Below are 12,646 nucleotides of genomic sequence, written 5' to 3' on the forward strand. Positions count from 1 at the left end.
CCGCATCCGTCATTGCGAGCGGAGCGAAGCAATCCATGCCACCTCGAGCGGCGAATTGGATTGCTCCGGCGCTTCACGCCTCGCAATGACGGCAACGATTGGCCTCTGGGACGAACCATGACCCACGAAATCAAGATCGAGACCGGCACCGACGAATTGCTCTGCGTGATCCGCGACCGCGTCGCCGTCATCACGCTGAACCGTCCGGACGCCCGCAATTCGCTGTCGGACACGCTCACGCCGGCGCTGCGCACGATGATCCGGACCTGCGGCGAGAACCCCGAGGTCGGCGTGCTGCTCGTCACCGGCGCCGGCAAGGCGTTCTGCGCCGGCGGCAACGTCAAGGGCATGGGCGCCAATCGCGATCCAAAGAAGCTCGAAATGTCCTATGAGGACAAGGTCGCCGACTTGCAGGAGCGCCAGCGCCTGCTCACCGGCGCGCTGGCCTCGGTACGCAAGCCGACGATTGCCGCGCTGCCCGGCCCGGCGGTGGGCGCCGGCCTTGCGATTGCGATGGCCTGCGACATTCGGATCGCCGCGCAATCCGCCTTCATCTCGACCGGCTATCTGCGCGTGGCGCTGAGCGGCGACTACGGCATGGCCTGGCTCTTGACGCGCCTGGTCGGCACCTCGCGCGCCCGCGAGCTGATGTTCACATCGGAAAAGGTCGATGCCGCAAGATGCGAGCAGATCGGTCTCGTCAACCGCGTGGTGCCGGACGAGACGCTGCAGGACGAGGCGTTCGCGCTGGCGAAGTCGATGGCCGAAGGCCCGACGCTCGCGCTGCGCTACATGAAGGACAATCTCGACGAGGCACTGCAGTTCGACTTCGCCACCGCGCGCGACCACGAAGCCGAGCGGCTGATCCGCCTGACTACGACCGCCGATCACAAGGAGGCGGTGCAGGCCTTCATCGAGAAGCGCAAGCCGGTGTTCAGGGGTAATTGAGCGCGTAGCGCCCTTCAAGTCACCCCTCCCTTTGTGGGAGAGGCGAAGCAAGCGCGTAGCCCCGAGTAAGTTCCAAAGAAAAGGGCCCGGTTCTGGAGGGGCCAGAACCGGGCCTAGTCAGTCAAACCGCAAGCGAGGACATCGTGGCCGAGCGGGAAGTGGCGGCAAGCCGCCAGCTGGCACAGGGAATGTCTTGTGGTTCGACGTAGATCTCTTTCGCAAAGCGCACCAGCTTCCAATCGCCGGGACTCGCAGTGAAGGCATAGCCGGACTTGCGGGCGAGACCGATCATCGTGGCGTTGGACCGCAGCGTGTCGCCGAAGATGCGCTCGGCTCCGAAAGACGCCGCGCGGCATTCGAGATTCTTCAGCAGCGCCTTGCCAATGCCGTGGCCCTGCCACCGGTCATCGATCGACAGGCCGAACTCGACGCTCGACGTATCGGCATGGAAGGCGTAGCGGGCTTCGCCGACGATGGTCTCAAAACCATCGACCAGCATCGTCGCGACCACCGTGAACCGGTCAGCCTCGCCGACGTGAATAAAACGCTCGAGCTCCATCTTCGGCAGCTCGCTTAGTGCACCCAGGAAGCGGTTGTAACGGGACCCGGCGGAGAGCGAGCGGATGTAAGCCTGCAGCTCTTCACGGTCGCGCGGCTCGACGAAGCGCACCTTGATCTCGCTGCCGTTCTTGGCGCGCAGCACGTCAGAATATTGCTTGAGATCGTCGAGATGCAGCGCAGTCATGACACGCTCCTCGGGTGAAGGAATTGGCCGGCGTCCCTCGATCGAGGCGGCGCCGGGCGGCGCATGACCCGCCAAAATGTGAGCGGTTTGGCGGCCGGGTCATGCGCCTTCTCTAAGTCTTGAGCGCGACCGGACGCAAAACCGGCGTCCACTTTTGCTGGTCGCGCTCCGGCGGCCCATTAGGCCCGCCAGAACGGCTTGTCGGTCTCGAAAACGATGTCGCTGCGCGACATGCCGATGTCGTGCAGGTCGCGCTCGGTCCACTGCGACAGCTCGCGGCGGCGCTCATAGCGATCCCACCAGACGTGCAGCGTGTCGCTGACCTGGTTCAATAGCCCAGGCGTATGATGATTTGTCATCGATTCATGGGTGAAAATGGACATCTGCGGCTCCTATCGGTAACCTGTTGGGAGCAATATCGGAGCTGTTCGGCCTGTTCACAAACGACACTTTGTACCGCTTCGCATGAATTAAAGTCATGTATTGGAGACCATCTGACATGACCAGCCGCCTGCCTTCGTTGAACGGCCTCAGGGCGTTCGAGGCCGCCGCGCGGCACATGAGCTTCACGGTCGCGGCGTCCGAATTGAACGTGACGCAGACCGCGATCAGCCATCAAATCCGGCGCCTCGAGGAAGAGCTCGGCGTTCGCCTGTTCGTCCGCCAGAACCGCTCGTTGAGCCTGACGCCGGAGGCCGCCGAATACCTTCCCGGCGTTCGCGCCGCCTTCAACGACCTCAGGCTCGCGACCGACCGCCTGCTGCGCCGGGACGACGGTCACGTGCTGACCGTCTCGACGCTGGCATCGCTCGCCGCCAAATGGCTGCTGCCGCGACTGTCGGCGTTCCAGGAGGCGCATTCCGGCATCGATGTCCGCATCACCACCTCGACCAGTCTGGTCGACTTCCAGCGCGACAAGGTCGACGCGGCGATCCGCTATGGCCGCGGACAATGGGCGGGCCTGCGCGCGGACTGGCTGATGGCGGACGAGCTGTTTCCGGTGTGCAGCCCGTCGCTGCTGGATGGAACCAGGCCGCTCAAATGCCCCGAAGATCTCAGGGACCATGTGCTGCTGCACACCAGCAACGCCAACAGCGACGACTGGCGGCTGTGGCTGACCGCGGCCGGACTGCCGACCGACATTTCCAAGCAGCCGGGCGTGACCTTCGACCTGCTGTTCGTGACGATCCAGGCCGCGATCGACGGCATCGGCATTGCGATGGGCCGCACCTCCTATGTGCAGGACGACATCGCCAAGGGCCGTCTCGTGGTTCCCTTCAAGATCACGCTGCCCGCCGACGCCGGCTTCTATCTGGTCACGCCGCAGGGACGCGCCGATTCACCAAAGCTTTCTGCATTCCGATCGTGGCTCGGCGCTGCGGCACACACAGCGCCTTGATGCGGCGCACGCCGCATTAGCAAATTCCCACCTACGGCTTTTTTCCCATAGCGGCGGCGCGATTTCGGGTTGGTCGCGCCGGACAGCCGTGCCAAATTGCCGCATATGGCAGTTAACTGCCTTGGCCGGCGACACAATTTGCGCCGGCCGTTTTGTCACGGGGAGGAAAGGGCGTTATGTCGCAGTCGAGTTCATCACAAGTCCCGCAGATCAAGTCGCGTCTCGGCGCCATCCTGCGCGCGACCAGCGGCAATTTCCTCGAGCAATTCGACTTCTTCCTGTTCGGCTTCTATGCGCAGGACATCGCGAAGGCGTTCTTCCCCGCCCAGAATGAGACCGCGGCGCTGCTCAATGCGTATGGCGTGTTCTGGCTTGGCGCGCTGATGCGTCCCGTGGGTGCGGTCGTGCTCGGCTCCTACATCGATCGCATCGGCCGCCGCCAGGGCCTGATCGTGACGCTCGCGCTGATGGCGCTTGGCACGGTGGTGATTGCGTTCTGTCCGTCCTACGCATCGATCGGCATTGCCGCAACGATCATCGTGCTGATTGGCCGGCTGATCCAGGGCTTCTCCGCCGGCGTCGAACTGGGCGGCGTCTCCGTTTATCTCTCCGAAATCGCGACGCCCGGCAACCGCGGATTCTACACCTCGTTTCAATCCTCCAGTCAGCAGGTCGCCATCTTTGTTGCAGCCGTGATCGGCTTCGTCCTGAGGGAGGTGATCCCAGGCGACACTTTCCTGGATGCGATCGGCGGCGTCGCCAAATGGCGCATCCCGTTCTTCATTGGATGCCTCATCATTCCCGTGATCTTCATGTTGCGGCGTTCGCTTGAGGAAACGCCGGCCTTCCTGGCCATGAAGAAGCATCCGACGCCGAGCGAAGTGTTCGCCTCGGCGCTGGAGAACTGGCGCATCGTCATTCTCGGCATGATGATCGCGGTTCTGACCACCACGACGTTCTATTTCATCACCGTGTATGCGCCCGGCTTCGGCAAGGAGCTGCACCTTTCGGCCTCCGGGACGCTGCTGGTGACCCTGCTCGTTGCGGTGACGAATTTCATCTGGAATCCGGTCGGCGGCGCGCTGTCCGACCGGATCGGCCGCAAGCCGGTGCTGATCGCGATCGCGAGCCTGTCGTTCGTGACGGCCTACCCGGCACTGTCGTGGCTCTCGCATGAGCCCACGCTCGGAAAGCTGCTGGCCGTGCAGATGATGTTCTCGTTCTACTTCGGCGTCTACAGCGGCACGATGCTGGGATGCCTGGTCGAGATCGTGCCGGCGCATGTCCGCACCACCTGCTTCTCGATCGCGTTCGCGTTGGCGGCGGGCATCTTCGGCACGTCGACCCCGTTTGTCGCGACCAAGCTGATCGCCATGACCGGGCAGGACAAGGCCTCGCCGGCCTACTGGCTCATGTTCGGCGCTGTTCTCGGCATCATCGCCGCGCTGATCGTCTATCGTGGCGGCCAGACCATCGAGCAGCGCGAGACGGTTGCGGCCTGATATTCCGCATCGCGGCCGGGGGATCAGGTATCCGTCCGGCCGTGTTGCTTTCCATGCCAACAACGATAACAAGAGCGCATGGTTGATCTGACGCGCAGGTTCGACGTGCTGGTGATCGGCGGCGGCAACGCTGCCCTCTGCGCTGCGATCAGCGCCCGGCGCGCCGGCGCCTCCGTGCTGGTGTTGGAGGGCGCCCCGAAATTCTACCGCGGCGGCAACACCCGCCACACCCGCAACATGCGCTGCGCCCATGACGCGGCGACCGAGATCCTCACCGGTCCCTACACCGAGGAGGAATTCTGGAAGGATTTGCTGCTGGTGACCGGGGGCCAGACCGACGAGGAACTGGCGCGCTTCATGATCCACGAGTCCAAGGACATCCTGAACTGGATCGTCGAACAGGGCGTGCGCTGGCAGCCTTCGCTCGGCGGCACGCTGAGCCTTGGCCGCACCAACTCGTTCTTCCTCGGCGGCGGCCGCGCGATGCTGAACGCGCTCTATCGCACCGCGGAGGAGCTCGGCGTCGACGTCCTCTACAATGCCGAGGTGATCGATCTCAAGATCGAGGACGGCATGTTCCTGTCGGCGCAGCTGAAGCAGCCGGTCGGCGGCAAGACCGAGGTGCGCGCCTCGACGCTGGTCGCGGCCGCCGGAGGCTTCGAGGCCAATATCGAGTGGCTGAAAGAATATTGGGGCGAGGCCGCCGACAATTTCCTGATTCGCGGTACGCCCTATAACCGCGGCGCGATCCTGAAGATGCTGCTCGCGAAGGGCGTGCAGGAGATCGGCGATCCCACGCAATGCCATGCGGTGGCGATCGATGCCCGTGCGCCGAAATTCGACGGCGGCATCATCACCCGCCACGACTCCGTCGTGTTCGGCATCGTCGTCAACAAGCACGCCGAGCGGTTCTACGACGAAGGCGAGGACATCTGGCCGAAGCGCTACGCGATCTGGGGCCGCCTGGTCGCAGCGCAGCCGGACCAGATCGCCTACATCATCTTCGACTCGACCGTTGTGACGAGCTTCATGCCGACGCTGTTTCCGCCGATCGCGGGCGCGACGATTGCCGAACTCGCCGGCAAGCTGGAGCTCGACGCGTCAGCGCTGGAAAAGACCATCACCGATTTCAACGCCGCGGTGCAGCCCGGCACGTTCGACTACACCATCCTCGACGACTGCGCTACCCAAGGCATCACGCCGGCGAAGACGCATTGGGCGCGCAGGATCGAGACGGCGCCCTATCTCGCCTATCCGGTGCGGCCCGGCATCACTTTCACCTATCTCGGCACCCGCGTGAACAAGCAGTCGCGGATGCTGATGAAGGACGGCAAGCCGTCGGCCAACATGTTCGCCGCCGGCGAGATCATGGCCGGCAACGTGCTCGGCAAGGGCTACGCCGCCGGCATCGGCATGACCATCGGCAGCGTGTTCGGCCGCGTCGCCGGGCGGGAAGCGGCGAAGAATGCGCGGAACTGAGGACGGGACTGGCGCGATGCACGGGACGAGGATCTTGCAGGAAGCCGACCGTCTGATGACGGTGTGCAATTCCTGCCGCTATTGCGAAGGCCTGTGCGCGGTGTTTCCCGCGATGGAGATGCGCCGCGCCTTCTCCGACGGCGACCTCAACTATCTCGCCAATCTGTGCCATGCCTGCGGCGCCTGCTACACCGACTGCCAGTTCTCGCCACCGCACGAGTTCAACGTCAATGTGCCGAAGACGCTGGCGGGGGTGCGCGCGGAATCCTATGCTGCCTATGCCTGGCCGCGCGCATTTTCCGGCGCGTTCGCGCGCAACGGCCTCGTCATCAGCCTGATCGCCGCGCTCAGCGTCGCCGCGTTCATCTTCGGCTTCGCCGCGATCAACGACCGCGGTGTGCTTTATGGCATCCACACCGGGCCCGGCGCATTCTACAAACTGATGCCGCACAATGCGATGGCGCTGCTGTTCGGCGCCGCTTTGCTCTATGCGATCGTCGCGCTGGTGATGGGCGTGCGCGCGTTCTGGCGCGCGATCGGCGAACCCGTCGGCATGAAAACGGACGCGAAGTCGCTGTTGCAGGCGGTCCGCGACGCCGGCGAGCTGCGCTATCTCGACGGCGGCGGTGTCGGCTGCTTCAACGAGAACGACCACCCGACCGACCGACGCAAGCTGTATCACCACTTCACCTTCTACGGCTTCATGCTGTGCTTCGCCGCGACCTGCGTCGGCACGCTGTACCACTATCTGCTGGCGCGCGAAGCGCCCTATGCGTGGTGGGACCTGCCGGTCGTGCTCGGCACGCTCGGCGGCATCGGCCTCGTGGTCGGCCCGATCGGGCTCTTGTCGGAGAAATGGAAACGCGACCGCGTGCTGGTCGACGAGCAGCAGATGGGCATGGACACCGCGTTCATCCTGTTGCTGTTCCTGACCAGCGTCACCGGCCTTGCCTTGCTGCTGTGGCGCGAGAGCGCCGCGATGGGGCCGCTGCTGGCGCTGCATCTCGGCATAGTGTTCGCGCTGTTCATCACCATGCCCTACGGCAAATTCGTGCACGGCATCTACCGCTTCGTCGCGCTGGTGCGCTACGCGCGGGAACGGCAGATGATGGCGGAATGAGCGTAGGGTGGGTTACCTGCCCTGTTACGTTTTTGTCGCCAGGACACAGAAGCACTCGTCTGTCTCCACGAGGCGAGCGTTCGTGAAGCCAGCGTCGACCAACTTCTCTACCACCCCTTCCTTGGGTTGTCCGGAATAGGGCGTAAAGCCAAGTGCGATCCTGCCGCTCGGTTTGATCACGCGCCGCATCTCCCGTAGTCCGGCGACGGCGTCCGGCCATACCTGCATCGAGTTGATCGCGAGCGCCTTGTCGAAGCTGTCATCATCGAACGGCAGATGCTCCACCGAGCCGAGCCTCAGGTCGACACGATCATCCTGGATCGCGGCCTTGTTCCGGGCACGAGCTTGCTCGACCATCTCCTGTGACGCATCAATGCCGGCGACGCGCCCCGCTGGCACCGATTTCGACAGGCGTTGAATGACGACACCCGGGCCGAACCCCACTTCCAGCACATTGTCGTCGGGTTCGGCCTCAAGAAGACCCGTCACCCACGTGCCACAGTCGGCATTGGTGCGCACCATGATCACGCCACCCAGCCTCCCCAAGAGGCCCCGAGGGCGGCCAAACGCGCGCAGGAAGATGGTTCGCATGACGCTCACGGAGTGCCATCTCCGGTGAACCGGATTCCGGGACGATCGCGGCTACAGATCCACCACCACGTAGTCGCTCTCCACCGCGACCTTGATGGTCTCGGCGACATATGGCCCCTTCACGACATTGGTGCCCGCCTCGACGCTGACGGGATAGGCGCGCACGCGAAAGCGGCGCGGGTCGCAATAGGACTGGCCGGTGCGGATATCGAACTCCCAGCCGTGCCAGGGACAGCGCAGGATCTCACCGAGCTTGGTGTATTCGATCTCGCCGGGGTCTGACGACGAGGCGAGCCCGATCAGCGGTCCCTCGCACAGCGCCGCGCCCTGATGCGGGCAGCGGTTCAGCAGGCCGAAGAACTCGCCCTTGACGTTGAAGACGGCGATCGGCCGTCCGTCGATCTCGAGGAATTTTCGCGACCCCGGCGGCAGCTCGTCCACCGGGGCGATCACATGACGCGCCATCTAGTTGTTCTCACGCATGATCTGATTCGGAAAACCGGTTCCCACTTTGCGCTCACGCGGCCCTTCGGGTCCGGATCATGCGATACCGTAAAGCTGCTTCGCATTGTCGAGGTAGAATGCCTTGCGATTGGCGTCGCTGACGCCGGCCGGCAGCACGCGCGACGGCTCGTCATAGTCCCAATGCGGGTAATCGGTCGCGAACAACAACTTGTCCCAACCGATCCACTCGATGATCTGGAACAGATGGTCGCGGCTCTCCGGATCCTCCATCGGCTGCGTCGTCCACCAGATGTGATCGCGGATATACTCCGACGGCTTGCGCTTCAGATGCGGCACCTCGGCGTGCAGCCGCGCAAACACCTTGTCGAGCCGCCAGGCCAGCGACGGCGCCCAGCCGAACCCGGCCTCGACCATCACCATCTTCAGTTTCGGGAAACGCTCGAACACGCCCTCGAGCACGAGGCTCGCCAGCGCGGTCTGCTGGCATTGCGAATGCCCGACCATCTCCTCGATGTAATAGCTCGGCCAGCCCGACGCGGTGATCGGGTTGCCGCCGAAGCCGAAGGCGTGCACACCGATCGGAAGACCGGCCTCCTGCGCCGCCTCATAGATCGGCCAGTAACGGCGCTGGCCGAGCGGCTCGACATTGCGGCTCAGCAGCAGCACCTGGACGAAATTCGTATCGCCTGCGCGCCTGCGGATTTCGGCCGCGGCCGCCACACCGTCCTCGTTGGCGACGACGACCGACCCTTTCAGGCGAGAATCCTTGCTGGTCCATTTCTCGATCTGCCAGTCGTTGATCGCCGAGCAGATCGCGGCGGCGAGATCCTGGTTGCGGATGCCCTGCCCGGTGTTGAGCGGGTTGAGCACGCCGAGCGCGACATTGTTGGGATCGAGATGCTGCTTCTGCATGAACGACAGCGACGAGCCCTGCGGGCCGCCTTCCGGCGGATAGGCATCGCGGCGCGAGGCATTGGGCTGCGCCTTTGGATAGGGCGGCCCTTCCGTCATGCCCTGATAGGGATGGACGCCGAAGGTCTCGAGATGGCTGTGCCAGCGCTTGGCCAGATAAGGATGCAGCTCGTCCTTGGTCGCGCGTGCCGGATGGATATCGCAATCGGCGATCGCGGTCTTGATGCCAGCTGACGCAGCCGCGTCGGGACGTTCCCGAATCTGGATGTTCATCGCACCGTCTCCTTCACCTGCAAGCGCGCATATGTCGCATGCGGATTGTCGATCATGATCTTGCGGACCAGATCCTGCGACAACCCCTTTGGCAGCACCTCGTCACCGTCGAACTGCCAATGCGGATAGTCGGTCGAGAATAGGATCAATTCGTCCGACTGCATATGGTCGAACAGCCGGTTCAGCGTGTCGCCGTCCGGCGGCGCGTCGACTGGCTGCAGCGAGAAACGGATGTTGCTGCGCACAATCTCCAGCGGCGCGCGATCGACCCACGGCGTCTCCATGCGCACGCCGCGCCAGAACTTGTGCAGCCGCCACAGGAACGGCGGCAGCCAGGTGAAGCCGGACTCCAGCATCACCATTTTCAGGTTCGGATGGCGCGCGAACACGCCCTCGACGATCAGGCTGGTGAGCTGGGTCTGGAACGCCTGCGCCTGCGCGACATAATCCTCGATGTGATAGGAGCCCCAGCCGACCGAGGTCGGCGGGTTGTGATAGGCGCTGCCGGCATGGATGCCAATCGGCAGGCCGAGCCGTTCGGCCGCGGCGTAGATCGGCCAATAGTGACGCTTGCCGAGCGGCATGTCGCCCATCACGAGCATCAGCACCTGCACGAAGCGCTTGTCCTGCGCACAGCGCTCGATTTCGGCGACCGCCTTGTCGATGCTCTGCACGGGAATCACGATCGAGCCGCGCAGACGATCGTCCTTGTCGAGCCATTCCTTGACCAGCCAGTCGTTCAGCGCGCGGCAGAAGGCATCGGCCATGTCCTCGGAGAACACCATCTGCACGCCATAGAGCGGATTGCAGATGCCGGTGGCGGTGCCGAACCGGTCGAGCGCCTGGCGCTGCATGTCGGCAAGGCTCGAACCCGGCTTGCCCTGGGCGGGACGCCAGTCCGGCCGCGAGGCGATCGGCGAATTGGTCGGATAGGATTGCGAGATCAGGTCGGTCATGCCGCGCGTCGTCACCTGGTCGCGCCAGTAGTCGTTCATATACGGCAGCAGGCTGGTGAGGTGAGGCACGGCGGGATGCAGATCGCAATCCACGCCACCCGCGATCGGCAACGTCATGGTGTTTCCTCCGGCGCACGCTCTCACAACAACTTGTCGGGCGCCGCTTGGTTATTGTCCGATATTCAATCAGGCCCGGCTGCGGTCCGCAACTCGGCAGAGGCCGGTGTGGTGTGCTAGGAAGGCAGAACGCCCTACAGGATTTTCATGGCAAGCAACGAGAAAGAGCGCCGATGAACACACTCATATCCATCGCCGAGCAGGTCGCCGCGAAGCTGATCGCGAACAAGCAGACGATTGCGGTCGCGGAATCGTCCACCGGCGGACTGATCTCGGCATCGCTGCTCGCAGTGCCCGGCGCATCGGCCTATTTCCTCGGCGGCGGCGTGATCTACACCCGCGATGCACGGCGCGCGCTGATGGACATCTCCGACGATGCCATGCGCGGCCTCCGCTCGTCGTCGGAACCCTACGCGCAATTGCTGGCGCGCCAGATCCGCGAACGCCTCTCGACCGATTGGGGATTGTCGGAAACCGGCGCCGCCGGCCCGACCGGCAACCGCTACGGCGATGCCGCCGGCCATAGCTGCATGGCGGTCGCAGGTCCCCAGCAACAGGTGATCACGCTGGAAACCGCCAGCGGCGACCGGCAGGCCAATATGCAGGCATTTGCCAAGGCGGCGCTGGAGCTGTTGTTGAAGAATCTGGCGCGGTAATCTCCCCACACGCGCCGCATTCGGCGATGTCGGATCATCGATCTATCCCCGTCATCCTGAGGAGCGCGAAGCGCGGCTCGAGGGATCGACGGCCACCAGCGGGGCCGTGCATCTTTCGAGACGCGCTTCGTGCTCCTATGACGGGGCGAAGACGGGTCGTCTGTAAGGAAACTATTTCTCGCGGAACGAGCGCATGAACTGGTCGCTCATCGGCTTCATCAGATACGACAGCATGGTGCGGTCGCCGGTCTGGACGAAGGCCTCCACCGGCATGCCGGGGATGATCTTCACCTCGCTGCCGAGGCGCGCGACCTCTTGCGGCGGCATCGAGACGCGGATCGTGTAGTAGCTCTGCCCGGTGCGCTGGTCGGTGTTGACGTCGGCGGAGACGCGGGTGACGACGCCGTTCAGCTCCGGCGTGGTGCGCTGATTGAAGGCGGAGAGCCGCAGCACGGTCTTTTGCCCGACCTGGAGCTTGTCGATGTCCTGCGGATTGACCTTGGCCTCGACCGACAGGTCATCGGCCCGGGGCACGATCATCATAATGGCATCGCCGGCGGTGACGACGCCGCCGACCGTGTGGACGGTGGATTGCAGCACCACACCGTCCTGCGGGGCGCGGATGTCGATGCGGCGGAGCTGGTCTTCGGCGGTGACCTTGCGCTCGACGAACTCGCCGATCTTGTCGTTGGCCTCGCGCAGGTCCTTCGAGACCTCCGAGAGCATGTCCTTGTCGACCTGGATGATCTGCAGTTCGGTCTCGGTGATCTTGCCCTTTGCCTGGGCGCGCGACGCAATGTACTGGGCGCGCTCGCCGGAGAGCCGCGCCGCGTCGCGCTCCAGCGTGGTGAGGCGGGTGAGCTGCACCAGATGCTGCTCATACAGCTGGCGGACGCCGACCAGCTCCTGCTGCACCAGCGCGATCTCCTTGTCCTTTGAGGTTTCCTGCGCCTGCAGGCCGGCGATTTCCTCGTTGAGCTGGGTGACGCGTTCGCGCAACTGCGCCTTCTGGCCGGCGCGGCCGTTAACCCGGACCTCGAACAGCTTGGTTTCGTTCGCCATGATATCGCGGACGTCGGGATCCCGCGCCTGCTCGGTGAGTTGCGGCGGATAGGCGATCTTGTCGAGGCCCTGCTGCTCGGCCTGGAGCCGGGCCGCACGCGCATAGAGACCGTTCAGCGTCTTGACCACGATCGCAAGGCTCGCCTTCACGACGGTCTCGTCGAGACGCACGACGACGTCACCCGCCTTGACCGTGTCGCCGTCGCGCGCCAGGATTTCGCCGACGACGCCGCCGGTCGGATGCTGCACCTTCTTGACGTTGGTATCGACCACCACCGAGCCCGGCGCGATCAGCGCGCCCGAGATCGGCACCGTCGCGGCCCAGCCGCCGACGCCGCCGCCCAGCACCAGGACCACGACGAGGCCGACCACGAGGTGCTTCCTGATCGAAGCATGTGCGTTGCGCGGCTGATCGGTCATG

Annotated in this window: 13 protein-coding genes; 6 read left to right on the plus strand and 7 right to left on the minus strand. The window is 64.3% G+C overall.

Going from position 1 to position 12,646, the window contains the following annotated elements:
* Positions 1 to 117 precede the first annotated feature (117 nt).
* Complete coding sequence (locus tag ACVWW1_RS27440; RefSeq protein ID WP_176528691.1) at positions 118 to 948, plus strand: enoyl-CoA hydratase; 831 nt, start codon at positions 118 to 120, stop codon at positions 946 to 948.
* A gap of 121 nt (positions 949 to 1,069) precedes the next feature.
* Here ACVWW1_RS27440 and ACVWW1_RS27445 read toward each other — a convergent pair whose 3' ends face one another.
* Together ACVWW1_RS27445 and ACVWW1_RS27450 are read right to left on the minus strand one after the other, a co-directional pair.
* A complete protein-coding gene (locus tag ACVWW1_RS27445; RefSeq protein WP_456658063.1) occupies positions 1,070 to 1,693 on the minus strand; it encodes an N-acetyltransferase family protein in 624 nt (207 codons plus the stop codon).
* 179 nt (positions 1,694 to 1,872) lie between these two features.
* On the minus strand, positions 1,873 to 2,076 hold the full coding sequence (locus ACVWW1_RS27450; RefSeq protein WP_298373485.1) for a DUF1127 domain-containing protein: 204 nt from the start codon (positions 2,074 to 2,076) through the stop codon (positions 1,873 to 1,875).
* Between the two features lie 116 nt (positions 2,077 to 2,192).
* Between ACVWW1_RS27450 and ACVWW1_RS27455 the strand changes: the two genes are divergently transcribed.
* From ACVWW1_RS27455 to tcuB, 4 genes are all read left to right on the plus strand, one after another.
* The gene (locus ACVWW1_RS27455; protein WP_456658064.1) at positions 2,193 to 3,092 is read left to right on the plus strand and encodes a transcriptional regulator GcvA; all 900 of its coding nucleotides are present in this window, start codon (positions 2,193 to 2,195) and stop codon (positions 3,090 to 3,092) included.
* A gap of 176 nt (positions 3,093 to 3,268) precedes the next feature.
* Complete coding sequence (gene tcuC, locus ACVWW1_RS27460) at positions 3,269 to 4,594, plus strand: MFS transporter (protein ID WP_176528687.1); 1,326 nt, start codon at positions 3,269 to 3,271, stop codon at positions 4,592 to 4,594.
* A gap of 78 nt (positions 4,595 to 4,672) precedes the next feature.
* A complete protein-coding gene (tcuA, locus tag ACVWW1_RS27465) occupies positions 4,673 to 6,073 on the plus strand; it encodes an FAD-dependent tricarballylate dehydrogenase TcuA (protein ID WP_456658065.1) in 1,401 nt (466 codons plus the stop codon).
* Positions 6,074 to 6,089: 16 nt separating this feature from the next.
* Positions 6,090 to 7,193 carry a tricarballylate utilization 4Fe-4S protein TcuB gene (tcuB, locus tag ACVWW1_RS27470; protein WP_456658066.1) on the plus strand — a complete coding sequence of 368 codons (1,104 nt, stop codon included), beginning with the start codon at positions 6,090 to 6,092 and terminating at the stop codon, positions 7,191 to 7,193.
* A 24-nt stretch (positions 7,194 to 7,217) separates the two neighbouring features.
* On the opposite strand, the gene ACVWW1_RS27475 is transcribed toward tcuB, so the two are convergent.
* From ACVWW1_RS27475 to ACVWW1_RS27490, 4 genes are all read right to left on the minus strand, one after another.
* A complete protein-coding gene (locus ACVWW1_RS27475) occupies positions 7,218 to 7,784 on the minus strand; it encodes a class I SAM-dependent methyltransferase (protein WP_456658067.1) in 567 nt (188 codons plus the stop codon).
* Between the two features lie 51 nt (positions 7,785 to 7,835).
* On the minus strand, positions 7,836 to 8,249 hold the full coding sequence (locus ACVWW1_RS27480; protein ID WP_207834719.1) for a Rieske (2Fe-2S) protein: 414 nt from the start codon (positions 8,247 to 8,249) through the stop codon (positions 7,836 to 7,838).
* A gap of 75 nt (positions 8,250 to 8,324) precedes the next feature.
* Entirely contained in the window at positions 8,325 to 9,434 is a 1,110-nt protein-coding gene (locus ACVWW1_RS27485) for an amidohydrolase family protein (RefSeq protein WP_456658068.1), read from the minus strand.
* Positions 9,431 to 10,507: an amidohydrolase family protein gene (locus tag ACVWW1_RS27490; RefSeq protein ID WP_456658069.1), complete on the minus strand. Its 1,077-nt coding sequence runs from the start codon at positions 10,505 to 10,507 to the stop codon at positions 9,431 to 9,433. The genes ACVWW1_RS27485 and ACVWW1_RS27490 overlap by 4 nt, the downstream gene beginning before the upstream one ends.
* A 173-nt stretch (positions 10,508 to 10,680) precedes the next feature.
* Between ACVWW1_RS27490 and ACVWW1_RS27495 the strand changes: the two genes are divergently transcribed.
* The gene (locus tag ACVWW1_RS27495; RefSeq protein WP_456658070.1) at positions 10,681 to 11,163 is read left to right on the plus strand and encodes a CinA family protein; all 483 of its coding nucleotides are present in this window, start codon (positions 10,681 to 10,683) and stop codon (positions 11,161 to 11,163) included.
* Between the two features lie 171 nt (positions 11,164 to 11,334).
* On the opposite strand, the gene ACVWW1_RS27500 is transcribed toward ACVWW1_RS27495, so the two are convergent.
* Positions 11,335 to 12,645 carry an HlyD family type I secretion periplasmic adaptor subunit gene (locus tag ACVWW1_RS27500; protein ID WP_456658071.1) on the minus strand — a complete coding sequence of 437 codons (1,311 nt, stop codon included), beginning with the start codon at positions 12,643 to 12,645 and terminating at the stop codon, positions 11,335 to 11,337.
* Between the last annotated feature and the right edge of the window lies 1 nt (position 12,646).

Source organism: Bradyrhizobium sp. JR3.5, assembly GCF_054057015.1.